The sequence below is a fragment of the Streptomyces sp. NPDC014861 genome (assembly GCF_043081625.1).
Classification (GTDB): Bacteria; Actinomycetota; Actinomycetes; order Streptomycetales; family Streptomycetaceae; genus Streptomyces.
The window spans coordinates 83,132-107,234 of sequence record NZ_JBIBWV010000011.1 but is presented as its reverse complement, the minus strand read 5'-3'; the positions used below and the strand labels follow the sequence as shown (position 1 = coordinate 107,234).

The window sequence follows — 24,103 nt, the reverse complement described above, 5'->3', positions numbered from 1 at the left end:
CCTTCCGTGCCCCGTACGGGTGCGGCTCGACGACCCGTCAACCCCGCGCCTCCACGCGCGCTACGGTGGGGCATCGGATCCACCATCCAGGAGACCGGATCCTGGATCCAATCGCACGAGGCGGGGGCAGAGCACACCCATGGCACACGGCACGGTCCAGGTGACGCACACCGGCACGTCGCGGTGGCGGCGCCGCACGGGCGAGTACGCCTCCCTCGCCGCCGCCCTGGAGGCGGCCGGCGACGGCGACGTCCTCACCGTCGCGCCCGGCACCTACCGCGAGAACCTCGTCGTGACCCGGGCGGTGACCCTGCGGGGGCCGGAGGACGGGACGGGCCCGGTGCGGATCGCGCCGCCGGACGGGGTGCCGCTGACGCTGCGCGCGTCCGCGATCGTCCAGGACCTGCACATCGAGGGCCAGGACGTGGCGGCGCCCGCGCTGCTCGTCGAGGACGGCACGCCGGAACTGCTCGACCTCCGGATCATGACCCGCTCCGCCGCCGGGATCGAGGTGCGCGGTCAGGCCCGCCCGACCGTCCGCCGCTGCACCGTGGACAACCCGGCCGGCGTCGGCATCGCGACCGTCGACGGCGCCGGCGGCGTCTTCGAGGAGTGCGAGGTCGTCTCCGCGGGCCAGGCCGGCGTCTCGGTGCGCGGCGGGGCCCACCCGCGGCTCGAACGCTGCCGGGTGCACCACGCCTCCGGCGCCGGGATCGCCGTCACCGGCGAGGGCAGCGCCCTGGAGGGCATCGGCTGCGAGGTCTACGAGATCAAGGGCGCCGGTGTGCAGATCGCGGGCCGCGGCAGCGCGCACCTCGTCGACTCCTCCGTCCACCGCACCTCCGCCGACGGCGTCACCCTGGACACGGACGCCGTGCTGACGCTCTCCGACTGCGACATCCACGACGTGCCGGAGAACGCGGTGGACCTGCGGTCCCGCTCGGTGCTCACGCTGACCCGCTCGACGGTGCGCCGCTTCGGGCGCAACGGCCTCTCCGTCTGGGACCCGGGCACGCGCGTGGACGCCCACCAGTCCGAGATCCACGACAGCACCGGGGACTATCCGGCGGTGTGGGTGAGCGACGGGGCGTGCGCCGTCCTCGACGCGTGCCGGGTGCACGACGTGCCCGACGCCCTCTTCGTGCTCGACCGCGGCTCCCGGGTGGACGTCGTGGACAGCGACCTCACCCAGGTGCGGAACACCGCCGTGTCGGTGAGCGACGGCGCCACCGCCCAGCTCGACGACTGCCGGATCAAGGAGGCGTCGACCGGCGCCTGGTTCCGCGACCACGGCAGCGGCGGCACCCTCGCCAACTGCACGATCGACACCGTGCAGACCGGCGTCATCGTCACCAAGGGCGCCGACCCCACGGTCGAGCGGTGCGTCGTCACCTCCCCCGCGGAGGCCGGCTTCTACGTGTCGGCCGAGGGCCGCGGCACCTTCCACGGCTGCCGGGTCGCCGGCAGCGGCGGCTACGGCTTCCACGTGATGGACGGCTGCCGGACCGTGCTGCGCCGCTGCCGGACCGAGCGCTGCGCGCGCGGCGGGTACGAGTTCCCCGAGGACGGGCCCGTGGTCGAGGACTGCACGGGCGACGAGAGCGCCGTCCGCACCCCGCAGACGCCCGAACCGGTCGTGCCGGCGCCGGTCCTGACGGACGCCCAGTACTCCCCCGGCCTGCTCGGCGCCTACCCCCCGCCGCGTACCTCCGCCGCACCGGCCCCGGCGGCGGCCCCGGCCCCCGTGTCCGCCGTCGTGCCCGCCCCCCGCTCCTCCGAGGACGTGCTCGGCGCGCTGGACGCTCTGGTCGGCCTGGACAGCGTCAAGCTGGAGGTGCGGACGCTCACCAACATGATCGAGGTGGGCCGCAAGCGGCAGGAGGCGGGCCTGAAGGCCGCCTCGGTCCGCCGCCACCTCGTCTTCACCGGCAACCCGGGCACCGGCAAGACCACCGTCGCCCGCCTCTACGGCGAGATCCTGGCCTCGCTCGGGGTGCTGGAGCGCGGGCACCTGGTGGAGGTCTCCCGGGTCGATCTGGTCGGCGAGCACATCGGCTCGACGGCGATCCGCACCCAGGAGGCCTTCGACCGGGCGCGCGGCGGCGTCCTCTTCGTCGACGAGGCGTACGCGCTGTCCCCGGAGGACTCGGGCCGGGACTTCGGGCGCGAGGCGATCGACACCCTGGTGAAGCTGATGGAGGACCACCGGGACGCGGTGGTCGTGATCGTCGCCGGCTACACCGCCGAGATGGAGCGGTTCCTGACCGTCAACCCCGGTGTGGCGTCCCGCTTCTCCCGGACCATCAGCTTCGGCGACTACACGCCGGAGGAGCTGCTGCGGATCGTGCGGCAGCAGACCGACGAGCACGAGTACCGGCTCGCGGACGGAGCGGACGACGCCCTTCTGAGGTACTTCGAGAAGCTGCCGAAGGGCCCGGCGTTCGGCAACGGGCGGACCGCGCGGCAGACCTTCGAGTCGATGGTCGAGCGGCACGCGGGCCGGGTCGCGGTGCTCGCCGAGGCGAACACCGACGACCTGACCCTGCTCTACCCGGAGGACCTGCCCGAACTCCCCTGATCCGCCGCCTCCTCCACCCCTCGCTGGCGGGGTATCGCGGGCAGCAGCCGGTCGAGGAGCGCGGTCCGGCAGAGCGGGAAGGCCGGGTCGGCCTGGTAGTCGGAGTGTCCGAGGAGCGGTTCGGGCAGCGGATGGGCACGAGTGCGCCCGTACGCGACGGGGTCGCGCAGCACCGGGGCGTCGACGCCCGGGCGGCCGTCCTCGGCCGGGACGCGGACCGGGCCGCCGATCGGGTCGGTGGCGCGGTGCAGATTGGTCCAGCAGTGCACGGCCCGGTGCAGGCCGCGCAGCGCGTCGGGGCCGAAGTAGGCGGGGAACCAGCGGCCGTAGAGCCGCTCCAGCGGAGAGCCGTACGTGAGCAGGGCGACCCGGGCGCGGGTGGCGGGCGGCAGCTGCCAGACGGCCGCGGCGGCGAGGACGCTGCCCTGCGAGTGGCCGGAGATGACGAGCCGGCCGCCGGTGTGCCGGGTCCAGGCGCGCATCCGCCAGGTGAGGTCGGGCACGGCCCGCTCGGCGTAGCAGGGCGGTGCGAAGGGGTGGGCGGCGCGCGGCCAGAAGGTGCCGACGTCCCAGAGGATGCCGATGGTGCGGCGGGCGTGGGCGTCGCGGTAGGCGCGGCGGCCCCAGGTCACGAACAGCAGGAAGCCGAAGCCGATCATCCAGGAGCCGAGCGCCTGGGTGGTGGTGGCGAGGGCGGCGATCGCGGGGTGGGCGCCGGAGAAGGCGTTGCCGGGGACCTCGTCGCTGGCCCAGGCGCCGGCGACGGATGCGGCGCCGAGCAGCAGGGCGGTGCCGGAGACGACGCCGACGAGGACGGGGGCGGAGTCGGTGAGCGAGGCGCGGGCGCGGCTCGCGGCGATCTGGCCGGTACGGACCGGATCGGGGAGCTCTCCGGCGTAGTCGGCCTCGACGGCGGCCCGCAGCCGGCGGCCGGCGAGCGCGGTGCGGACGCCGAGGAGGGCGGCGGGCGCGAGCAGCAGCAGGAGCAGGACCGGGATGACGGACGCCTGCCAGCTGAGGAGCACGGGAGGTCCGGCGAGCGGGCTGGCGTCGGTGCCGGGGGTGGCGCCGCCGTCGAGGCGGTCGGCGACCCACTGGGCGACGCCGCCGGACATCACCCCGGCCAGCGCGCAGGCCAGCATGGCGGTGGCGGGTCCGCCGAGTCCGGCGAGGGCGGTACGGGGGTCGCGCCGCTCCCTCTGGAGCAGCAGCGCGACGACGCCGAGGGCGACGACGAGGCCGCCCTGGGCGAGGGTGAGGATCCCGAAGACGCCGTTGCCGGGGAGGGTGCCGGCCGAGCTCCAGCCGGGCCGGGCCCAGCCGGTGTGCAGGACGGTCAGGGCGAGGAGGACGAGGGCGGTGGCGGGCAGCCGTGTGACGAGGGCGCTCTCGACGCGCCGGTCGAGCCGGCGTTCGCTGCGGCCCCGGGCGCAGACGGCCCACAGCACGAGCGCGGCGCACACCACCAGGGCGGCCCGCAGGGCGAGTCCGGTGGTGGCGAGGGCGCCGGTGTCGTGACGGGAGGGGGCGACGGCCAGCGCGCCCGCGACGGTGAGGAACCCGGCGGCGGTGTGCGCCGCGCGCAGCCGCGCGACGAGCCGCCTCCCGTACCAGAAGCCGGGCCGGCCGAGCACGGGGCGCGGATCCTCGGGCGGTACGGGGGCGGGACCGGAGTCCTCGCCGGGTGCGGGCGGCTCGGTGGGCGGGGGTGCGTCCGTGACCACGGGCGGGTCGGTGGGCGGGGGCGCGTCCTCGGTGGGCGGGCGCTGGGCCTCGTAGGCGCTCCAGGTGCGGCGGGAGAGGTACCAGAGCAGGGCGACGAGCGCGGCGGGGAGGACGGCGGCGAGGGCGAGGCGGCGGCCGGGCCCCGACCACCAGCCGGCCCGGTCGGCGGAGACGAAGCCGAGCCAGGCCCGTCCGTCGGCGCAGGCCGTGGTGCCGGCGCACTGCCAGGCCGTCAGGTCGAGGGCGACCTCGCAGGCGGCGGCGGTGAGCAGCACGGTGAGGCTGAGGGCGAGGAGGCGGACCAGGACGCCGTAGAGCCGGACGAGGCCGGGGCGCCCCGGGGCGGGCGGCCGCATCCAGTGGGCGAGGTTGACCACCATGAAGGGCAGGAGCAGCAGCCACAGGGCGCGGGCACCGTCGCCCGAGGTCAGGTTGGACCAGACGTACGCCTCGGGCACCGGCCCGGCGGCGTACCGGCCGGGATGGTCCTCGGCGTCGAGGTCGTCGGCGCGCCGGTGCACGGCGGCGGTCTCGTCGCCGGTGACCCGGACGGTCCTGGGGTCGTCCAGCATGGACTGGGGGGTGGCTCCGCCGACTCCGTGGACGAGGAGTTCGAGCGCCGCGCCCCCGTGCTCGGGGGCGGGTGTGGCAGGGGACACTTAGGAGCTTCCTCTCGTGAGTGGGAGGATGCGACGTCGGCTCCAGGATCGCGGACGAGCGTGTGCCTGCGCACGGTCTCTCACCGAATCCGACAGCCATCCCCTCGTCTCCTGCGGAAGGACCGGCCCCGGCGGTGACTGACAATCAGAACCTCCTCGCGGAGCAGCGGCGCGCCCTGATCCTCGACGAGGTGCGGCGGCGCGGCGGTGTGCGGGTCAACGAGCTGACCCGCCGGCTCGGCGTCTCCGACATGACGATCCGCCGCGACCTCGACGCGCTGGCCCGCCAGGGCGTGGTCGCGAAGGTGCACGGCGGGGCCGTGCCGGTGGCGGATCCGAGCACGCACGAGCCGGGGTTCGAGGCGAAGTCGGTGCTGGAGCCGAGTGCGAAGGACGAGATCGCGCGGGCGGCGGCGGCGCTGGTGGTGCCGGGTTCGGCGATCGCGCTCTCGGGCGGGACGACGACGTACGCGCTGGCGCGGCGGCTGCTCGACGTGCCGGACCTGACCGTGGTGACGAACTCGGTCCGGGTGGCGGACGTCTTCCACGAGGCGCGGCCGGCGTCGGGCGAGGGCCGGCGGGCGCCGACCGTGGTGCTGACCGGCGGGATGCGGACGCCGTCGGACGCGCTGGTGGGTCCGGTGGCGGACCGGGCGCTCCGCTCGCTCCACTTCGACCTGCTGTTTCTCGGGGTGCACGGTCTTTCGGTGGAGGCGGGTCTGTCGACGCCGAACCTGGCGGAGGCGGAGACCAACGGCTGTCTGATCCGTGCGGCGCGCCGGGTGGTGGTGGTCGCGGACCACACCAAGTGGGGGACGGTGGGTCTGAGTTCGTTCGGGACGCTGGACGAGGTGGACACCTGGGTGACGGACCGGGGCATGGCCGAAGGGGTGCGGTCCGAGGTCGCGGAGCATGTACCGGGTCTCCTCGTGGCCGGAGAGTCGGGGGCGTGAGCCGCTTCCGGGTGGTGCGCTCGGTGCCGCTGGGGCGCGATGAGGTGTGGCGGCGGCTCACCGACTGGCCGGCGCACGGCCGGCAGGTGCCGCTGACCCGGACGAGGGTCCTGACGCCGGGGCCGAGCCGGGTGGGTACGCGCTTCACCGCGCGCACCGGACTCGGCCCGCTGGGCTTCGACGACCCGATGGAGGTGGCCCGCTGGGAGCCGCCGCTCGGGGACCGGCCGGGGGTGTGCCGGCTGGAGAAGTACGGGCGGCTGGTGCGCGGCTGGGCGGAGATCGAGGTGGCGGCGGAGTCCGGCGGCTCGCGCGTGGTCTGGACGGAGGAGCTGACGGTACGGGGGGTGCCGAGGGCCTTCGACGGGGTGCTGTCGCGGGCCGGGAGGGTGGTCTTCGGGCGGGCCCTGGACGGCCTGCTGCGCGACGGCCGCCGGAACTGAGCCGACTCTTCTCGAACGGGCTTTCGCCCTGACGTGGTGTCAGTTAAGGTGCTGGCTCCCCTCGCTCCCTCCCGGAGGTCCGGTCCATGCCACGCAGCCTGCGGCCGGTGGAGCTCGGCTTCACCGCCACCGCGCCCGTCCGCCTCGCCTTCGAGGCCACGCTCCTGGCTCCTCCCCCTGCGGTGTACCGCTCGATAGCGGTCGAGGTCGGCAGCCTGCCCGCCTGGTTCACCCCGGTCGCCTCGGCCGTCCCCCTGGACGACGGGGCGCGCCGCACGATACGGCTGCGCGGCGGCGTCCGCTTCGAGGAGACGATCCTCGCCGCCGAGCCGGATCTGCGGTACGCCTACCGCGTCGACCTCACCAACGCGCCGGCCGTGTCCGCGCTGGCCGAGGAGTGGGCCATGGCCCCGCAGGGCCGGGGGACGCGGCTGCGCTGGACGATGGCGGCCGACGGCCCGGCCCCGTTCCGCGCGGGGATGCGGCTGGCGGCCCCGGGCCTGGGCCTGTCCTTCCGGCGGGCGGCGGCCCTGCTGGACCGGCGGCTCACTCCGGCCAGACGCCCGTCGCCAGGAACCGTTCGACAACCGCCGCGTACGGGGTGATGTCGAGGCCCTGCTCGGCCAGCCAGGCGTCCGAGTAGTACTTGTCGAGGTAGCGGTCCCCGGGGTCGCAGAGCAGGGTGACGACGCTGCCGGTGCGCTCCTCGGCGACCATCTCGGCGACGATCTTGAAGGCGCTCCACAGGCCGGTGCCGGTGGAGCCGCCCGCCTTGCGGCCGATCGCGGTCTCCAGGGCGCGGACGGCGGCGACGCTCGCCGCGTCCGGGACCTTCATCATCCGGTCGACGGCGCCGGGCACGAAGCTGGGCTCCATCCGGGGCCGGCCGATGCCCTCGATGCGCGAGCCGCAGTCGGAGGTGGCGTCGGGGTCGTGGTGCACCCAGCCGTCGAAGAAGCAGGAGTTCTCCGGGTCGGCCACACAGATCCGGGTGTCCTGCTGGGTGTAGTGGACGTAGCGGGCGATGGTGGCCGAGGTGCCGCCGGTGCCGGCGGTGGCGACGATCCAGGCCGGCTCCGGGTACCGCTCCAGGCGCAGCTGCTGGTAGATCGACTCGGCGATGTTGTTGTTGCCGCGCCAGTCGGTGGCCCGCTCGGCGTAGGTGAACTGGTCCATGTAGTGGCCGCCGGTGCGGGCCGCGAGTGCCGCCGACTCCTCGTACATCGTGCGCGGGTCGTCGACGAAGTGGCACTGCCCGCCGTGGAATTCGATCAGCCGGCACTTCTCGGGGCTGGTCGTGCGGGGCATGACGGCGACGAAGGGGACGCCGATCAGCTTGGCGAAGTACGCCTCGGAGACGGCGGTCGAGCCGCTGGACGCCTCGATGACGGGCTTGCCGGGGCGGATCCAGCCGTTGCAGAGCGCGTACAGGAAGAGCGAGCGGGCGAGGCGGTGCTTGAGGCTGCCGGTGGGGTGGGTGGACTCGTCCTTGAGGTAGAGGTCGATGCCCCACTTCTCGGGCAGCGGGAAGCGCAGGAGGTGGGTGTCGGCGGAGCGGTTGGCGTCGGCCTGGACCTTGCGGACGGCCTCCTTCAGCCACGCGCGGTAGGCCCGATCGCTGCGGTCGACGTCCACGGTGGCGATGGCGTCGACGGTGTGAGGGGTGGTGCTCAACGGTTTCTCCTCGCTGTCCCGCCGGGGCGGACCCTGGCTTCCCACCCTCGACGATACCGCTCTCACCTGGGCAAACGTTCTCTTTGACGTTCCATAGGATCGGCTTGGGGGACGGTCGGACGACGGTCCCTGGTGCCCGCGCCGACGGCCCGGCACACTGGGAGGGACGGGTACGCGGAAGGGGTGGACCGGCATGACGGAACCGGAGTTCAGCGCCAGGGGTGTACGCATCGCCCGCTGGCCGCGCTCGCTCACCCGGGCCGGGGAGGTCCGCATCGAGGACGGCCGGCTCGCCCTGCTGACGAGCTACGGCTCCGAGATCGACAGCGCGCCCGTGAAGGCGGTGCGTGCGGGCCGCCCGTGGTTCGCGAAGGCGGACGAGACGGTGGCGACGGTGAACGGCACGCGGTACCGCCTGACCATGGACGCGGCGGGGGAGGACGACGACCGGGACGCCGAGCAGGCGGGCCGCTTCCTCGACGCGCTGAAGCGGGCGGGCGGCGGCAGGTGAACGCCCGGCCGGGTCCCTGACCTGGGGAAGCTCGCGGCGGGTTGCGGGGCCGTGACGGCTGGTTCACGCTGGAAGAACCTCACTGAGGGTGGAACGGTGGTGACACTGTGCTCAGTGCGCCACCCTGCCGTACCGCATGACAGATCCGAATCTCCGTGTTCTTCTGGACCACTTCGGGGAGTCGCAGCCGTGATCAGCGAGCCGAGCAGGTATTACGCGGTGGAGCTCCAGGCTCTGCCGTCGCGGATCGGACAGATCCGCAGGATCGTCGCCGCCCATCTGCGCCACTGGCACCTCGACGATCTGGTCGATCCCGTCGCACTGGGAATGACCGAGCTGTTGAGCAATGTGCACCGCCACGCGCAGCCCGACAAGGACTGCACCGTCGAGCTGGAACTCCTTCTCGACCGGCTGACCGTCTCGGTCCGGGACAACGACCCCCGGATCCCGCCGGCGGCGGAGTCCCCCGCCGAGGACCCGTGGGGCGATCCGGAAGCGCTCGCCACCTCGGGCCGCGGCCTCGCCATCGTCGGGGCGCTCAGCGACAGCTGGGGCGTCCGCCCGCGGGGGGCGAGCGGCAAGGTCGTCTGGTTCACCCTGACCGCACCGCCGTGCGCCGGCGGACCGGCCGTGGCCGGCGCCGAGGCCGGGTTCGGATTCGACCTCGTGCCGCTCGCCCCGATCGTCTCGTACAGCCGCCTCGCGGGCGCCCCCCTGAGCACGCCCGTCGAGGCACCGGCGCTCGCGGCGAGCGGCGCCGGGGCCTGACGTCCCGGCGGCCGGCGGGCCCTGCGGTCGGGGCCCTCGGTCGGGGGCCCTGCGGACGGCGGGCACCTGCGGTCGGTGGCGCCGGTCAGAAGGCGCGGCGCGGTCAGAAGGCGCGGCGCCGGTCAGACGGTGCGGCGCCGGTCAGACGACGGCGACCAGGGTCAGGTACGCCATGCCGAGGACGGTCCGGTAGCCGTTCAGCCACCAGCCCCGCTGCCGGTCGACCCGCTCGCGGGTCTCGGCGGCCTGAGGGTGGTCCGGGTGGGCGGCGAGCCACAGCTCCACGTCGTACCGGTAGCCGGACTCGAACGCCTCCCACTCGTCGCGGCTCGCCGTCTCGATCCACGCCGGGCGGAACCCCGCCGCGATCGCCAGGTCGACGAGCTCCCCCAGCGGGAAGTGGTCGCCGGTGCTCGCGTCGGGCCACATCCCGGCGAGCTCCGCCTCCGTCGGCGTCCGCTCCCAGAAGCCCTCGCCGAGTACGACCAGACCGCCGGTCCGGACCAGCCGGCGCAGCTCGCGCAGCGCCTCCGCGGGATCGTGCGGCAGCTCCGGGTCGCACAGGGCCTGGCTGGAGCCGAGGCAGAGGATCGCGTCGACGGGGCCGCGCTCGCTGCCGCGCGCGGACTCCTCGACGAGGACGGCGCGGTCCGCGAGACCGCGCTCCGCCGCGAGGTCCCGGCCCCGGGCGAGGTCCTCGGCGTTGATGTCGATGCCGATGCCCTTCGCTCCGGGAGCCGCGTCGAGGATCCGGAGCAGCAGTTCGCCCCAGCCACAGCCGATGTCGAGGACGTCGGCGGGTGCCGAGTCGGCGATCCGGCGGACGAGGCTCTCGGCCCGCTCCTCGGAGAGCGGGCCGTGGAAGGTGAGGCTGCCCAGGCGGGGCGGGAGTTCGGCATCGGAAGTGATCATGGAGGGGGACGTTACCCGTCGGGGGCGGTCCCGCCCACTCCATATCCGGGCGCGTGCTCCCGGAAGACCGGCAGGTCCGCGCCCCGCGTTCAGACGGGGGCGCCGGCCAGGGCGGCCAGGGGGTCGTCGAGGACCGGCTGCCAGGCCAGTTCGGCGGCACCCACCAGGCTGTTGTGGTCCAGGGTGCAGGGCAGGATCGGTACGCCGCCGCTGCGGCCCCACAGGCTGCGGTCGGCGACGACCGCGCGCAGCCGTTCCGGGTCGGCGTCGAGCAGCTCGCGGTGCAGCCCGCCGAGGATGATCCGGTCCGGGTTGAGGATGTTCACCAGGCCGGCCAGCCCCAGGCCGAGGCGGTCGATCAGCTCCTCCACCGCGCCGCGCACCCCCGGGTCGTCCGGCGCGGTCCTGAGCAGGTCGCGGGCCTGCTGGAGCAGGGACACCTCGGGGCCGGGCGCCCGGCCGGCGACCGTGAGGAAGGCGAGCGGGTCGGTCTCGACGTCCAGGCAGCCGCGCCCGCCGCAGTGGCAGGGGCCGCCGTCCGGATTGACCGTCAGATGGCCCACCTCCAGGGCGAGACCCGAACTGCCCGTGTGGAGCCGCCCGTCGAGGACGAGCGCCCCGCCGACACCCCGGTGGCCGGTGGCCACGCAGAGCAGGTCGCGGGCGCCGCGCCCCGCCCCGTGCCGGTGCTCGGCGAGCGCGGCGAGGTTCACGTCGTTGCCGGTGAAGGCCGGACCCTCGATGCCGGCCTCCCGGATCCGGTCGGCGAAGATCTGGCGGACCGGCGCGCCGGCCGGCCAGGCGAGGTGGAGCGGGTTGAGCGCGGTGCCCTCCGGCTCCGCGACGGCCGACGGCACGGCCAGTCCCGCGCCGACGCAGCGCCGTCCGGACTCCTCCAGCAGCGCGGCGCCCGCGTCGACGACGGCACCGAGGACCTGCGCGGGGTCGGCGGAGACCGTCACCGAGCCGGGGACGGTGGCGACGAGCGTGCCGCCGAGCCCGACCAGCGCGGCCCGGAAACCGTCCGCGTGGACCTGGGCGGCGAGCACCACGGGTCCCTTGTCGTCGACGGCGAGGCGGTGCGAGGGCCGGCCCTGCCCACCCGCGCCGGCCCCCGGGTTGGAGTCGACCCGGATCAGCCCGAGGGCCTCCAGTTCGGCGGCGACGGCTCCGGCGGTGGCGCGGGTGACCCCGAGCTCGGCGGTGAGGACGGCCCGCGTCGGCGCCCGCCCGGTGTGCACCAGCTCCAGCGCGGGTCCGAGCGCGCCGCGCCCCCTGTCGAGTCGCGTGCGCGTCGTCGTCGCCTTGCCGTTCATGCGCCTGAGTCTGCCATGATCGGGGCCGCCCGCCGGACCGGGCCGAACCCGTCCAGGACGAGGCCGCGGACCCGCCGCGCGCGCCGGACCTGGGGCGCACCCGCCGAGTGCCCCAGGGCCCGCGGCGCACCCGCCGTGTCCCCCCAGGGCCCGGGGCGCACCCGCCGCACTCCCCGGCTCCGGGCGACCGGCACCGGCGACGCGTGGACGGCAGGGCTCCCGGCGGCGCCGCCCGTGAGGGGCCGGCCCTCCGTCGTCGCTCAGCGCCCCGGGCGCGACAGCAGACCGGTCTCGCGGCCGAGCCGTTCGGCGGCGGCGGCGAAGAAGGCGTCGCGGTCCTCGACGACCCGGTTGAACTGGCCGAAGACCTCGAAGGAGACCAGGCCGAAGAGCTGGGCCCAGGCGGAGACGAGGGCGACGGCGAGCGGCGGCGGCAGGTCGGGAGCGAGATCGGCGGCGAGCCGCGTCGCCTCCGGGGCGAGGCCGTCCGGGAGCGGCGGCAGCGCGACGCCCTCGTCCTGGTACGCGGCGCGGGCGACCGAGACCAGCAGCAGGCCGACCCGGGCGGCCGGTCCGACCGTGTCCTGCGGGGCGGTGTAGCCGGGAACCGGGGAGCCGTAGATCAGGGCGTACTCGTGGGGGTGGGCGAGGGCCCAGGCGCGGACGGCGCGGCCGACGCCGGTCCAGTGGGCGAGGTGGTCGCGGGGCCGGGCGCGTACGGCGGTGGCGTGGGCCGCCTCGGCGGCGGCGCCGACGGAGTCGTACGCGTCGATGATGAGCGCGGTCAGCAGTTCGTCGCGGCTGGGGAAGTAGCGGTAGAGCGCGGAGGACACCATGCCGAGTTCGCGGGCGACGGCGCGCAGCGAGAGCTTGGCGGCGCCCTCGGCGGCGAGCTGTCGGCGGGCCTCGTCCTTGATGGCGGCGGTGATCTCGATCCGGGCGCGGGCGCGGGCTCCTTGAACGGTGGTCATGGAGAGCAGTCTGCCATGTTTCGGAGCGTCGCACTGAGATGAGAGCACCGCTCTTGCCCGCGAACGCCGATCTGGTGCAGACTGTTCTCAAGCGAGAGCAGTGCTCACGGTTCGGAGAATCGATACGAACCAAGAGCATCGCTCCCGAAACAGATCCACGCTGCGCCTCAGGAGGCCCCCGTGTCCACCACCCCCGCCCACGTCATGAAGCCCGGCTGGATCACCGTCAACGTCCTGAACCCCACCGTCGCGTGGCTGACCCGGCGGGGCATCAGCGTCTGGGGCTCGCGGGTCCTCGCCGTGAAGGGCCGCAAGAGCGGCGCCTGGCGGACCACCCCGGTCAACGTCCTCACCCTCGACGGAGAGCGCTACCTCGTCGCCCCGCGCGGCCACGTCCAGTGGACCCGCAACATGCGGGCGGTCGGCGGCGGCGAGCTGCACCTCGGCAAGCAGGTCGAGGCGTTCACGGCGACCGAGGTCGCCGACGACGCCAAGGTCGAGGTGCTGCGTGCCTATCTCAAGCGCTGGAAGGCCGAGGTCGGCGTCTTCTTCGGCGGCGTCGGCCCGGACTCCACCGACGAGGAGCTGCGCGCCGTCGCGCCGAAGCACCCCGTCTTCCGCATCACCGCCGCCCCGAACGCGTGAGGGTGGGTACGGACCCCGGTCCGTACCCACCCTCACCACCGGCACTCACCACCGGCCCTCACCACCGGCCCTCACCACCGGACAGGCGCCCGCGTCAGGACGCCTCGCTCTCCCGCCGCTCGGCGGAGAGCTCCTCGCCGCCGCCGTCGCCGGCCGCACCCTCCCGGGCCGTGCCGTCCTCGTCCCTGCGGCCCACGCCCCGGCCCGCCGGGCCCACGCCCGACTCGGTGTCCATGCGCTTGTCGAGCACTTCGAGGGCCCGCCGCGCCAGACCGTTCGAGCGGACCATCCCGGCCAGCGTCGTCGAGCCCCGCGTGATGTCCGCGAACGCCTTCCAGGCCGGCCGGACGCCGGTGATCACGGCGTGCAGCAGCCCCGGACGACGCTCGAAGACGGCGAGCATCCGCCGCCCGACCGCCATCTCGACGCCGAGACCCGCCTTGATCGCGAAGGCGTAGTTGAGCGCCTGGCGGCGGGCGTCCACGGCGTCGCCGGCCTCCGCCACCCGCACCGCCCACTCACCGGCGAGGCGGCCGGAGCGGAGCGCGTACGAGATGCCCTCACGGGTCCACGGCTCCAGCAGGCCCGCCGCGTCGCCGCAGACCAGGACCCGGCCCCGGGAGAGCGGCGAGTCGTCGGCGCGGCAGCGGGTCAGATGGCCCGAGGAGATCGTGGGCTCGAAGCCGGCGAGGCCGAGCCGGGCGACGAAGTCCTCCAGGTACCGCTTGGTCGCCGCGCCCTCGCCGCGCGCCGAGATGACGCCGACCGTGAGCGTGTCGCCCTTCGGGAACACCCAGCCGTAACTGCCGGGCATCGGACCCCAGTCGATGAGGATGCGGCCCTTCCAGTCCTCCGCCACCGACGGCGGCACCGGGATCTCCGCCTCGAGTCCCAGGTCGACCTGGCCGAGCTTCACCCCGACATGGGCTCCTATCCGGCTGGCGCTGCCGTCCGCGCCGACCACGGCCCGCGCCAGCACGGTCTCGCCGTCGGCGAGGACCACCGCGACCGTCCGCCGGTCCGGCACCGCCGGGCCGTGCTGTTCCACCCGGACCACGGTGGCGCCGGTGCGCAGCTGGGCGCCGGCCTTCTGCGCGTGCTCGACGAGCTGGGCGTCGAACTCGGGCCTGTTGATGAGCCCGAAGAGCATCCGGCGGGAGCGGCGGGTGCGGGCGAAGCGGCCCTCCAGGGAGAAGGTGACGGCGTGCACCCGGTCCTGGAGCGGCAGTTCGAAGCCGGGCGGGAGGGAGTCGCGGGAGGGGCCGATGATGCCGCCGCCGCAGGTCTTGTACCGGGGCAGCTCGGCCTTCTCCAGGATCAGCACCCGGCGGCCGGCGACGGCCGCCGCGTACGCGGCGGACGCTCCGGCGGGGCCGGCGCCGACGACCACGACGTCCCAGACGTCGGGTCGGTCCGGATCGAGACCGTCGAGACCGTCCTCGACGTCCGGGCCGGTGCGGGTGCCGGTGTCGGTCCGCGTCTCCGACGCCGTCTCCGTCACCTCCGCCGCCTCCGTCGGCGCCGCGACGGGGCCGGGCTCCTCGCCCGCCGCCGCGTCGGACGGACCGGCGGCCGGGGCCGGCCCGCCGGGCACGAGCGGCTCGGTGTGCTCCGGACCGGCGTTCTCTGCGTGCTCGCTGCTCACGATGTGCTTCTGCTCCTGATCCGACCGGCGTCTGCTTCCCGCATCCTACGACTCGGTAGGCCGCAGCCCGGTCGTAGGATCGACGGTGCGATCGCCGTACCACCAGATACGCCGTTCGCTCCCTCATGCACTCAACGTCGCACCCACGAGGAGCGTGCCCATGACGCCGAATCCGATCGCCGAGACCGTCCGGTCCCTGATGCCTCGGGCCAGGACCGAGCTGGCGGAACTGGTCGCCTTCGAGTCGGTCGCGGACGAGGCCGTGGCGCCCCGCAGCGAGTGCGAGGCCGCCGCGAACTGGGTCGCCGACGCCCTGCGCGCCGAGGACTTCCGCGACGTGGCGCTGCTCGACACCCCGGACGGCTCGCAGTCGGTGTACGGCGTGCTGCCCGGCCCGGCGGGCGCGCCGACCGTCCTGCTCTACGCCCACTACGACGTGCAGCCGAAGCTCGACGAATCGGCGTGGCTGACCCCGCCGTTCCGGCTGACCGAGCGCGAGGACGGGCGCTGGTACGGGCGCGGCGCCGCCGACTGCAAGGGCGGCTTCATCCTCCACCTGCTGGCGCTCCGGGCCCTGAAGGCCAACGGCGGGGTGCCGGTGACCGTCAAGATGATCGTCGAGGGCTCCGAGGAGCAGGGCACCGGCGGGCTGGAGCGGTACGCCGAGCAGCACCCCGAGCTGCTGACCGCCGACACCATCGTGATCGGGGACGCGGGCAACTTCCGGGTCGGGCTGCCGACGGTGACCGCCACCCTGCGCGGCATGACGATGATCCGGGTCCAGATCGACACGCTGGAGGGCAATCTCCACTCCGGCCAGTTCGGCGGCGCCGCGCCCGACGCGCTCGCCGCGCTCATCCGGGTGCTGGACTCGCTGCGGGCCGAGGACGGCTCGACCGTGATCGACGGCCTGCCGGCCGACGCCGTGTGGGACGGCCTGCAGTACTCGGAGGAGCAGTTCCGCGCCGACGCCAAGGTGCTGCCGGGCGTGGACCTGCCGGGCGCCGGCTCGGTCGCGGACCGGATCTGGGCGCGTCCGGCCGTCACCGTCATCGGCATCGACTGCCACCCGGTGGCGGGCGCAACCCCGTCGATCCCGCGGACCGCCCGCGCCCAGATCAGCCTGCGGGTGCCGCCCGGCCAGGACGCGGCCGAGGCGACCAAGCTGCTGTTCGCGCACATCGAGGCGCACACGCCGTGGAACGCGCGCGTGACCCTGGAGCAGGTCGGCCAGGGCCAGCCCTTCCAGGCGGACACCGCCAGCCCGGCGTACGCGTCGATGGCGGAGGCGATGCGGGTCGCGTACCCGGGTCAGGAGATGCAGGCGGCCGGCATGGGCGGCTCGATCCCGCTCTGCAACACGCTCGCCACGCTCTACCCGGAGACGGAGATCCTGCTCATCGGTCTGAGCGAGCCGGAGGCGCGGATCCACGCGGTCAACGAGTCCGTCTCGCCGGAGGAGCTGGAGCGGCTCTCCGTCGCCGAGGCGCTGTTCCTCGTCAACTACGCGGCCGGCCGCCGCGCCTGACACCCGGACAGCCGCCGGAGCGGTCCCCGCGGACCGCTCCGGCGATTCAGCGTCGGGCGAAGCTCGCCGAGAGCGTAGAAGCTCCCGGCGGCCGGGGGACGGTGTCTACGTTCGGCGCATGGAACCCCTCAGGATCACGCCCCGGCTGCACCTGCTCGACTACTCGATCGGGCAGGCGTACCTGTGGCGGGACGACACGGAACTGACCCTGGTGGACGCCGGCTGGGCCGGAGCGGCGGACCGCACGACGGCGGCGATACGGGCGACGGGCCTCGATCCGGACCGGCTGGCCCGGATCGTCCTCACCCACGGCCACCGCGACCACGTGGGCGCGGCGCAGGAGCTGGCGGACCGGCACGGCGCGCAGATCGTCGCCCACCGGCTCGACGCGCCGTACGTGCGCGGTGAGCTGCCGGTGCCCGACCCCGACCTGTTGGAGTGGGAGCGCCCGATCTGGGCGCACGGCCTCACCTGCCCGGAGGCGCCCCCGACGCGGGTCGACCGGGAGGTCGAGGACGGCGACGCGCTCGGGTTCGGTGACGGCGCCGTCGCGGTCCACACGCCCGGGCACACGCCGGGCTCGATGGCCGTCCATCTCCCCCGCCACGGCGTGCTCTTCGCGGGCGACACCGTGGCGTCGGTGCGGGGCGTGACCTTCGGCGTGATGCACGTGGACCGCGCGCTCGCGCTCGCGTCGCTGCGCCGGCTGGCGGAGCTGCGTCCTTCGGTGCTGTGCTGCGGGCACGGGCCGGCGGTGACGGAGGGGACGGCGGAGCTGCTGTCGGCGGCGGCGGTCGCGCCCTGACGGCGGGCGGTCAGCCCACCGGGACGCCCGCCTCCAGGTTGAGCACGGTGCCGCGTTCTCGTGCGCGCAGGGCCCAACGGAGGCGGTCGTACCGGACGGGCGGGAGGAGGTCGGCGGCCTCCTGTTCGGTGACGAAGCGCCAGGCGCGCAGTTCGGCGCCGGGGAGCCGCAGCCGGGCGGTGTCGCGGGCGCCGAGCCGGCCGCCGTCGAAGAGGAGCCGGAGGCCGCCGAAGCCGGGTGGCTGGGGGCGTTCCCAGTCGACGAGGAGCAGCCGGGGGACGGTGTCGAGTTCCAGGCCGATCTCCTCGGCGACCTCGCGCATCCCGGCGCGGGCGGGCGGCTCGCCCGCCTCGACGACGCCGCCGGGGAACTCCCAGCCGGGTTTGTAGGTGGGGTCGACGAGGAGGAAGCGGTCCCGCTCGTCGAAGAGGAGGACGCCGGCGGCCAGGGTCTCGCGGGTGGGTTCCGGCGTCTGGACGATGCCGCAGGGGCCCGCGAGGCCGCCCTGGACCGCGTCGGCGACGGCCCGGGCGGTCTCGGCGACGGTGAGCGCCGTGGTGTCGACGGCGTGGGCGTCGGCGCCGAGCCAGCCGGCGACGGCCTCCCGGTAGGCGGGGAGGTGGTTGTGGCACCAGCGGCGGACCTCGGCGTCGACGTCCGGGTCGCCGTGGTCGGCGCGTCCGTCGATACGACTCCGCAGGATCGTTTCCTCCGGTGCCAGGAGCACATGCCGGACGTCGATCCGGCGGGCGGCGAGGCCGCCGAAGATCTCGTCGCGGTACTCCTGCCGGAGCAGCGTCATCGGGACGACGAGCACTCCGCCGACCTCGGCGTGCAGAGCGGCGGCCGTGTCCACGACGAGCCGGCGCCAGATGGGCAGGTCCTGGTAGTCGTCCACCTCGGCGAGGCGCTTGGCGGGGAGGAGCCGGCGCAGCTCCCCGCCGGTCGCCTCGGGGTCGTACAGCGTGCTGTGCGGGATCAGTCCGACCAGTTCGCGCGCGGTGCCGGACTTGCCCGCGCCGAAAGCACCGTTGATCCAGACGATCACGATTCCCCCCTCATCGACGGCCCCCTGTGGCTTGCCCGCAACACCCTGCCACGGAAACCACGAACACACGTCCGGGCCGCCGCGTAACGCTTCCGGCCCGGGCGTCGTTGAGAACGCGAGCACGAGGGGGTGCGGAAATGGACCGTACGGTTCTGGAACGGTTTCCGGCGGGCGGGCCGCGGGGTCACTGGCCCGCCGAGGAGTACGCGGGCGCGCGCCGCGAGGAGGGGGTGCCGGCGCGGGTCGTGATGGACCTGGCGTCCGACACCTTCCTGGTCGTGGTGGAGCAGCGCGCGCCGGAGCGGGCGGAGCCCCGGGCGTCTCCGGTACGCGAGTGAGCGCGACGCCCGGTCAGCGCGCCGCGTGGGCGGCCGCCGCGGCGCCGAGGAGGCCCGCGTCGGTGCCGGTGGCGGCGGGGACGACGGTCAGACCGCGCGCGAAGGAGAGCGTGGCGTAGTCGGCGAGGTCGCGCCGGAGCGGGGCGAAGAGGACGTCACCGGCGCCGGCCACTCCCCCGCCGATCACCGCGATGTCGATCTCCACCAGGTGCGCGGTGGCGGCGATGGCGGCCGCGAGGGCGCGGGCGGCCCGCTCGAAGGCGGCGACGGCGGCCGGGTGGCCGGCCCGCGCGGCCTCGGCCACCGCGGCGGCCGAGGTGTCGCCGTCGGGGCCGGGCCGCCAGCCCCCCTCGAGCGCGCGGCGGGCGATGTGCGGGCCCGCGGCGAGGCGTTCGACGCAGCCGCGGCCGCCGCAGGCGCAGGGGTCGCCGTCGAGCTCCACGCTGAGGTGGCCGATGTGGCCGGCGTTGCCGGTGGGACCGGGGTGCAGTCGGCCGCCGAGGACGAGGCCGCCGCCGACGCCGGTCGAGACGACCAGTCCCAGGGCGTCGGAGTGCCCCCGGGCGGCTCCGAGCCAGTGCTCGGCGGCGGTCATGGCGACGCCGTCGCCGACGAGGGTGACCGGCCGGCCGTCGGCGAGCCGCCGGACCCGCTCGACCAGGGGGAAGTCGCGCCAGCCGGGCACGTTGACCGGGCTGACCGTGCCCCGGGCGGCGTCCACGGGGCCGGCGCTGCCGATGCCGACGGCCTCGACGGTGTCCCAGAGCGGGGAGGTCGCGAGGGCGTCGAGCACCTCGCCGACCGCGCCCAGCACCGTCTCCGCGTCCTCCCGGGCCGGGGTGGGGCGCCGGGTGCGGGCCAGGATCCGCCCTCCGGCGTCGACCAGCGCCCCGGCGATCTTGGTGCCGCCGATGTCGAGCGCGGCGACGGGGCCGCGGGCCGGGCCTGAGGCGGGCGCGGGGGTGGTGGGCATGCGGGTAGGTTCTCACGCCGCCGCGCGCGGCCTCCGACCCGTACCGGCCGTGCGGGAACGGGAACCTGGACGGCCAGCTCTGACAACGTTTTCCAGGCTCTATGCTCGCTCCGGAGGCGCATGATCCGCCGGACGGCGCCCGCCGGCACCCCACAACGGAGGAACCCCGCACCGTGGCCGAGACCACCCGCTCCGAGCCCCGCTACGGCAACCGGCCCACGATGAAGGACGTGGCCGCCCGGGCCGGCGTCGGCCTCAAGACCGTCTCGCGGGTCGTGAACGGCGAGCCGGGGGTCACCCCCGAGACCGAGCGGCGGGTCCGTGAGGCGATCGACGCGCTCGGCTTCCGCCGCAACGACAGCGCGCGGGTGCTGCGGAAGGGGCGCACCGCGACCATCGGGCTCGTCCTGGAGGACCTGGCCGACCCGTTCTACGGGCAGCTCAGCCGGGCCGTGGAGGAGGTCGCGCGGGCGCACGACACCCTGCTGATCAACGGTTCGAGCGCGGAGGACCCGGAGCGCGAGCAGGAGTTGGCGCTGACGCTGTGCGCGCGCCGGGTGGACGGGCTGATCGTGATCCCGGCCGGGGACGACCACCGCTATCTGGAGCCGGAGATACGGGCGGGCGTGGCGACGGTCTTCGCCGACCGCCCGGCCGGGCTCATCGACGCGGACGCCGTCCTCTCGGACAGCTTCGGCGGGGCCAGGGCCGGGGTGGCGCACCTCGTCGCCCACGGGCACCGGCGGATCGGCTTCGTCGGCGACCGGCCGCGGATCCACACCGCGGCGGAGCGGCTGCGCGGCTACCGGGCGGCGATGGAGGACGCGGGGCTGCCGGTCGACGAGCGGTGGGTGGCGCCGGGCTCCACGGATCCGGAGCGGGTGGCGGCGGCGCTCGCCGGGATGCTCTCCGGGCCGGACCCGGTCACGGCGCTCTTCGCGGGCAACAACCGGGTCACCGTCACCGCCGTGCGGGTGCTCGCCGGGCGGACCGCCCGCGGCGGCGGGGCGCCGGTGGCGCTGGTCGGCTTCGACGACGTCGAACTCGGCGACGTGCTGGGCGTCACGGTGATCGCGCAGGACCCGGCGGCGCTCGGCAGGACCGCCGCCGAGCAGTTGTTCCGGCGCCTGGACGGGGCGGCCGAGCCGCCCCGTCGGGTCGTCATCGGGACGCGGCTCCTCGCCCGGGGTTCGGGCGAGGTGCCTCCGCCGTCCCGCTGAGCGGGGTCAGCCGGCGCTGGCCGTGAGGTCGCCGCGGCGCGGGGCGGCGAAGCGCTCCAGGGCGGCGCGGGTCATGCCGGTGAGGGCGTCGACCTCGGCGGTGTCGAGCGCGCCGCACTGGAGGCCGCGCAGCAGGTAGGAGGAGAGCGCCTTGGCGGTGGCGGGCTCGTCCATCACGTCGCCGCCGGCGTGGTTGGCGTAGGCCGAGAGGCGCTTGGCGGCGGTCTCGAAGCCCTCGCGGTAGAAGGCGAAGACCGCGGCGTAGCGGGTCGGGATGTGGCCCGGGTGCATGTCCCAGCCCTGGTAGTAGGCGCGGGCCAGGGCGCGGCGGGTGAGGCCGTAGTGGAGCCTCCACGCCTCGTGGACGTGGGCGGTCGAGCCGACCGGGAGGACGTTGGTGGAGCCGTCGGAGACGCGTACGCCGGTGCCGGCGGCGGCGACCTGCATGATCGCCTTGGCGTGGTCGGCGGCCGGGTGGTCGCTGGCCTGGTAGGCGGCGGAGACGCCGAGGCAGGCGCTGTAGTCGAAGGTGCCGTAGTGGAGGCCGGTGGCGCGGCCCTCGGCGGCGTCGATCATGCGGGCGACGGCGGCGGTGCCGTCGGCGGCGAGGATGGACTGGCTGGTCTCGATCTGGATCTCGAAGCCGAGGCGGCCGGCGTCGAGGCCGTGGGCCTTCTCGAAGGCTTCGAGGAGCCGGACGAAGGCGGTGACCTGCTCGGGGTAGGTGACCTTGGGGAGGGTGAGGACGAGCCCGTCGGGCAGGCCGCCGCTCTCCAGGAGGCCGGTGAGGAAGACGTCCGTGGTGCGGATGCCGCGGTCGCGGACGGCGGCCTCCATGCACTTCATCCGGATGCCCATGTACGGGGCGGCGGTGCCCTGCGCGTACGCCTCGTTGATCAGGCGCGCGGCGCGGGCCGCGTCCTGGTCCTCGTCCGCGCCGGCGTAGCCGTCCTCGAAGTCGACGCGCAGGTCCTCGATGGGCTCGCGCTCCAGCTTGGTCCGCACGCGGGTGTACACGTCCTGCGCGAGGTCGTCGGAGAGGCCGAGGACGGCGGCGAAGGAGGCCGCGTCCGGGGCGTGCTCGTCGAGCGCGGCGAGGGCCTGGTCGCCCCAGGAGCGGATGGTGCCGGCGTCGAAGACGTTGCCGGGGACGTAGACGGTGTGGACGGGCTGGCGGGTGCCGGGGTCACCCGGGTAGCGGCGGTCGAGCTCGGCGTCCACCGCGGCGAGGGAGGAGCTGATGCCCTCGCTGACCGCGCCCGCGAGGCTCGTCGACACCTTCTCCTGCTGACCCATCCCTGTTCCCTCCTGTTTTCCGCTGCACGGAATCAATAATCCGTATAGTGAAGTTAGTAGTCCGCCGGGACCTGCGTCAATGGTTGTCCGAAACGGCCGGGGGCCGCACGGCGAAACTCGCCGTGCGGCCCCCGGGACCTGCGGAAGCGCTGGTCGTCAGCCCTTGCGGGTCTGGACCTCCTGGGTCAGGACCGGGACGACGTCGAAGAGGTCGCCCACCACGCCGTAGTCGACGAGGTCGAAGATCGGCGCCTCGGCGTCCTTGTTGATGGCGACGATGGTCTTCGAGGTCTGCATGCCGGCGCGGTGCTGGATCGCGCCGGAGATGCCCGCGGCGATGTACAGCTGCGGGGAGACCGACTTGCCGGTCTGGCCGACCTGGTTGGAGTGCGGGTACCAGCCGGCGTCGACGGCGGCGCGGGAGGCGCCGACGGCCGCGCCGAGCGAGTCGGCGAGGGCCTCGATGACCGCGAAGTTCTCGGCGCCGTTGACGCCGCGGCCGCCGGAGACCACGATCGCGGCCTCGGTCAGCTCCGGGCGGCCGGTGGACTCGCGCGGGGTGCGGGCGGTCACCTTGGTGCCGGTGGCCAGCTCGCCGAAGGAGACCGCGAGGGCCTCGACGGCGCCGGCGGCCGGGGCCGCCTCGACCGGGGCGGAGTTCGGCTTGACGGTGATGACCGGGGTGCCTTTGGAGACACGGGACCTGGTCGTGTACGAGGCGGCGAACGCGGACTGCGTCGCGATCGGGCCCTCGTCACCGGCCTCCAGGTCCACGGCGTCGGTGATGATGCCGGAGCCGATGCGGACCGCGAGGCGGGCCGCGATCTCCTTGCCCTCGGCGGAGGACGGGACCAGCACGGCGGCCGGGGACACGGCCTCGTAGGCGGCCTGGAGGGCGTCGACCTTCGGGACGACCAGGTAGTCGGCGAACTCGGCGGCCTCGGCCGTCAGGACGCGGGTGGCACCGTGCTCGCCGAGGACGGCGGCGGTGTCGGCGGCGCCGTTGCCCAGCGCGACGGCGACCGGCTCACCGATGCGGCGGGCGAGGGTCAGCAGCTCCAGGGTGGGCTTGCGGACGGATCCGTCGACGTGGTCGACGAAGACGAGAATCTCAGCCATGGGACTTCAATCTCCTGCGAACGAAAAAGGGGGCGGTCTCGGCGGCTCGCGGGAGCCTCAGATGAACTTCTGGCTCGCGAGGTACTCGGCGAGCTGCTTGCCGCCCTCGCCCTCGTCCTTGACGATCGTGCCCGCGGTGCGCGCCGGACGCTCGTCGGCGGAGTCCACGGCGGTCCAGGAACCCTCCAGGCCGACCTCGTCCGCGTCGAACTCCAGGTCGTCGAGCTCCAGCTCCTCGACCGGCTTCTTCTTGGCGGCCATGATGCCCTTGAAGGACGGGTAGCGGGCCTCGCCCGACTGGTCCGTCACGGAGACGACGGCCGGGAGGGAGGCCTGAAGCGTCTCGGAGGCGGTGTCGCCGTCACGGCGGCCCGTCACCTTGCCGTCCTCGACCTTGACCTCGGAGAGCAGGGTGACCTGCGGGACGCCCAGGCGCTCGGCCAGGATCGCCGGGAGGACGCCCATGGTGCCGTCGGTGGAGGCCATGCCGGCGATGACCAGGTCGTAGCCGGTCTTCTCGATCGCCTTGGCGAGCACCAGGGAGGTGGCCATGACGTCCGAGCCGTGGATGTCCTCGTCGTCGACGTGGACGGCCTTGTCGGCGCCCATCGACAGCGCCTTGCGCAGCGCGTCGCGCGCGTCCTCGGGGCCGACGGTGAGGACGGTGACCTCGGCGTCGTCCGCCTCCTCGGCGATCTGCAGCGCCTGCTCGACCGCGTACTCGTCGAGCTCCGACAGGAGACCGTCGACGTCCTCGCGGTCGACCGTCAGGTCGTCGGCGAACTTCCGGTCGCCAGTGGCGTCCGGCACGTACTTCACACAGACAACGATCCTCAAGCTCACGCCGGCTCTCCTACTGCATCGTCATAACTGGGCTGCCTTGTTGCTCGCAGCATAGGCGCCTGAAGGGCGGGTTTCCCGGTCGGGGCGCCGGACGCCCCGACCAGATATTACTCGCCAGTACACCCAGTTCGTG

22 protein-coding genes are annotated in these 24,103 nt (G+C 74.7%); 11 read left to right on the top strand and 11 right to left on the bottom strand.

Annotation, left to right across the window (positions count from 1 at the left end; all coding sequences use genetic code 11):
- The first annotated feature begins 139 nt into the window (after positions 1 to 139).
- The gene (locus ACF1BN_RS22595) at positions 140 to 2,578 is read left to right on the top strand and encodes a right-handed parallel beta-helix repeat-containing protein (protein WP_392333392.1); all 2,439 of its coding nucleotides are present in this window, start codon (positions 140 to 142) and stop codon (positions 2,576 to 2,578) included.
- On the opposite strand, the gene ACF1BN_RS22590 is transcribed toward ACF1BN_RS22595, so the two are convergent.
- A complete protein-coding gene (locus ACF1BN_RS22590) occupies positions 2,548 to 4,962 on the bottom strand; it encodes a hypothetical protein (RefSeq protein WP_392333391.1) in 2,415 nt (804 codons plus the stop codon). The genes ACF1BN_RS22595 and ACF1BN_RS22590 overlap by 31 nt on opposite strands.
- Before the next feature lie 134 nt (positions 4,963 to 5,096).
- On the opposite strand from ACF1BN_RS22590, the gene ACF1BN_RS22585 reads away from it, so the two are divergent.
- The 3 genes from ACF1BN_RS22585 to ACF1BN_RS22575 all read left to right on the top strand — a co-directional run bounded on the left by ACF1BN_RS22585 (position 5,097) and on the right by ACF1BN_RS22575 (position 6,963).
- Positions 5,097 to 5,915 carry a DeoR/GlpR family DNA-binding transcription regulator gene (locus tag ACF1BN_RS22585; protein ID WP_392333390.1) on the top strand — a complete coding sequence of 273 codons (819 nt, stop codon included), beginning with the start codon at positions 5,097 to 5,099 and terminating at the stop codon, positions 5,913 to 5,915.
- On the top strand, positions 5,912 to 6,358 hold the full coding sequence (locus ACF1BN_RS22580) for an SRPBCC family protein (RefSeq protein ID WP_392333389.1): 447 nt from the start codon (positions 5,912 to 5,914) through the stop codon (positions 6,356 to 6,358). The genes ACF1BN_RS22585 and ACF1BN_RS22580 overlap by 4 nt, the downstream gene beginning before the upstream one ends.
- Positions 6,359 to 6,444: 86 nt before the next feature.
- Positions 6,445 to 6,963 (top strand): SRPBCC family protein, encoded by a 519-nt coding sequence (locus ACF1BN_RS22575; protein ID WP_392333388.1) that lies wholly within the window; start codon positions 6,445 to 6,447, stop codon positions 6,961 to 6,963.
- Here the strand turns inward: ACF1BN_RS22575 and ACF1BN_RS22570 are convergent.
- Positions 6,905 to 8,032, bottom strand: coding sequence for a PLP-dependent cysteine synthase family protein (locus ACF1BN_RS22570; protein WP_392333387.1), 1,128 nt, complete (start codon positions 8,030 to 8,032; stop codon positions 6,905 to 6,907). The genes ACF1BN_RS22575 and ACF1BN_RS22570 overlap by 59 nt on opposite strands.
- Positions 8,033 to 8,225: 193 nt before the next feature.
- Between ACF1BN_RS22570 and ACF1BN_RS22565 the strand changes: the two genes are divergently transcribed.
- Positions 8,226 to 8,543, top strand: coding sequence for a hypothetical protein (locus ACF1BN_RS22565; RefSeq protein WP_392333386.1), 318 nt, complete (start codon positions 8,226 to 8,228; stop codon positions 8,541 to 8,543).
- A gap of 189 nt (positions 8,544 to 8,732) precedes the next feature.
- Positions 8,733 to 9,311 (top strand): ATP-binding protein, encoded by a 579-nt coding sequence (locus ACF1BN_RS22560; protein ID WP_392333385.1) that lies wholly within the window; start codon positions 8,733 to 8,735, stop codon positions 9,309 to 9,311.
- Between the two features lie 141 nt (positions 9,312 to 9,452).
- On the opposite strand, the gene ACF1BN_RS22555 is transcribed toward ACF1BN_RS22560, so the two are convergent.
- The 3 genes from ACF1BN_RS22555 to ACF1BN_RS22545 form a co-directional block, all read right to left on the bottom strand.
- Complete coding sequence (locus tag ACF1BN_RS22555) at positions 9,453 to 10,223, bottom strand: SAM-dependent methyltransferase (protein ID WP_392333384.1); 771 nt, start codon at positions 10,221 to 10,223, stop codon at positions 9,453 to 9,455.
- Between the two features lie 89 nt (positions 10,224 to 10,312).
- A complete protein-coding gene (locus ACF1BN_RS22550) occupies positions 10,313 to 11,539 on the bottom strand; it encodes an ROK family protein (protein ID WP_392333383.1) in 1,227 nt (408 codons plus the stop codon).
- Positions 11,540 to 11,799: 260 nt separating this feature from the next.
- Positions 11,800 to 12,510 carry a TetR/AcrR family transcriptional regulator gene (locus tag ACF1BN_RS22545; RefSeq protein WP_392333382.1) on the bottom strand — a complete coding sequence of 237 codons (711 nt, stop codon included), beginning with the start codon at positions 12,508 to 12,510 and terminating at the stop codon, positions 11,800 to 11,802.
- 204 nt (positions 12,511 to 12,714) lie between these two features.
- On the opposite strand from ACF1BN_RS22545, the gene ACF1BN_RS22540 reads away from it, so the two are divergent.
- Entirely contained in the window at positions 12,715 to 13,155 is a 441-nt protein-coding gene (locus tag ACF1BN_RS22540; RefSeq protein ID WP_392333470.1) for a nitroreductase family deazaflavin-dependent oxidoreductase, read from the top strand.
- 94 nt (positions 13,156 to 13,249) lie between these two features.
- On the opposite strand, the gene ACF1BN_RS22535 is transcribed toward ACF1BN_RS22540, so the two are convergent.
- Entirely contained in the window at positions 13,250 to 14,545 is a 1,296-nt protein-coding gene (locus tag ACF1BN_RS22535) for a geranylgeranyl reductase family protein (protein ID WP_392333469.1), read from the bottom strand.
- A gap of 415 nt (positions 14,546 to 14,960) precedes the next feature.
- On the opposite strand from ACF1BN_RS22535, the gene ACF1BN_RS22530 reads away from it, so the two are divergent.
- Together ACF1BN_RS22530 and ACF1BN_RS22525 are read left to right on the top strand one after the other, a co-directional pair.
- Positions 14,961 to 16,328 (top strand): dipeptidase, encoded by a 1,368-nt coding sequence (locus ACF1BN_RS22530; RefSeq protein WP_392333381.1) that lies wholly within the window; start codon positions 14,961 to 14,963, stop codon positions 16,326 to 16,328.
- A 118-nt stretch (positions 16,329 to 16,446) separates the two neighbouring features.
- Positions 16,447 to 17,133 carry an MBL fold metallo-hydrolase gene (locus tag ACF1BN_RS22525; RefSeq protein ID WP_392333380.1) on the top strand — a complete coding sequence of 229 codons (687 nt, stop codon included), beginning with the start codon at positions 16,447 to 16,449 and terminating at the stop codon, positions 17,131 to 17,133.
- Between the two features lie 10 nt (positions 17,134 to 17,143).
- Here ACF1BN_RS22525 and ACF1BN_RS22520 read toward each other — a convergent pair whose 3' ends face one another.
- Complete coding sequence (locus ACF1BN_RS22520) at positions 17,144 to 18,181, bottom strand: NUDIX domain-containing protein (protein ID WP_392333379.1); 1,038 nt, start codon at positions 18,179 to 18,181, stop codon at positions 17,144 to 17,146.
- Positions 18,182 to 18,318: 137 nt separating this feature from the next.
- Between ACF1BN_RS22520 and ACF1BN_RS22515 the strand changes: the two genes are divergently transcribed.
- Positions 18,319 to 18,519, top strand: coding sequence for a hypothetical protein (locus ACF1BN_RS22515; protein ID WP_392333378.1), 201 nt, complete (start codon positions 18,319 to 18,321; stop codon positions 18,517 to 18,519).
- Between the two features lie 13 nt (positions 18,520 to 18,532).
- Here ACF1BN_RS22515 and ACF1BN_RS22510 read toward each other — a convergent pair whose 3' ends face one another.
- A complete protein-coding gene (locus tag ACF1BN_RS22510) occupies positions 18,533 to 19,492 on the bottom strand; it encodes an ROK family protein (RefSeq protein WP_392333377.1) in 960 nt (319 codons plus the stop codon).
- A 173-nt stretch (positions 19,493 to 19,665) separates the two neighbouring features.
- Here ACF1BN_RS22510 and ACF1BN_RS22505 point away from each other — a divergent pair, with 173 nt between their 5' ends.
- Positions 19,666 to 20,712, top strand: a complete 1,047-nt coding sequence (locus ACF1BN_RS22505) for a LacI family DNA-binding transcriptional regulator (RefSeq protein WP_392333376.1) — start codon at positions 19,666 to 19,668, stop codon at positions 20,710 to 20,712.
- Positions 20,713 to 20,718: 6 nt separating this feature from the next.
- Here the strand turns inward: ACF1BN_RS22505 and ACF1BN_RS22500 are convergent, their stop codons facing one another.
- The 3 genes from ACF1BN_RS22500 to ACF1BN_RS22490 form a co-directional block, all read right to left on the bottom strand.
- Positions 20,719 to 22,008, bottom strand: coding sequence for a DUF6986 family protein (locus tag ACF1BN_RS22500; protein WP_392333375.1), 1,290 nt, complete (start codon positions 22,006 to 22,008; stop codon positions 20,719 to 20,721).
- A 156-nt stretch (positions 22,009 to 22,164) separates the two neighbouring features.
- Positions 22,165 to 23,127 carry an electron transfer flavoprotein subunit alpha/FixB family protein gene (locus ACF1BN_RS22495; RefSeq protein WP_392333374.1) on the bottom strand — a complete coding sequence of 321 codons (963 nt, stop codon included), beginning with the start codon at positions 23,125 to 23,127 and terminating at the stop codon, positions 22,165 to 22,167.
- Between the two features lie 57 nt (positions 23,128 to 23,184).
- Entirely contained in the window at positions 23,185 to 23,970 is a 786-nt protein-coding gene (locus tag ACF1BN_RS22490) for an electron transfer flavoprotein subunit beta/FixA family protein (protein WP_392333373.1), read from the bottom strand.
- Positions 23,971 to 24,103 lie beyond the last annotated feature (133 nt).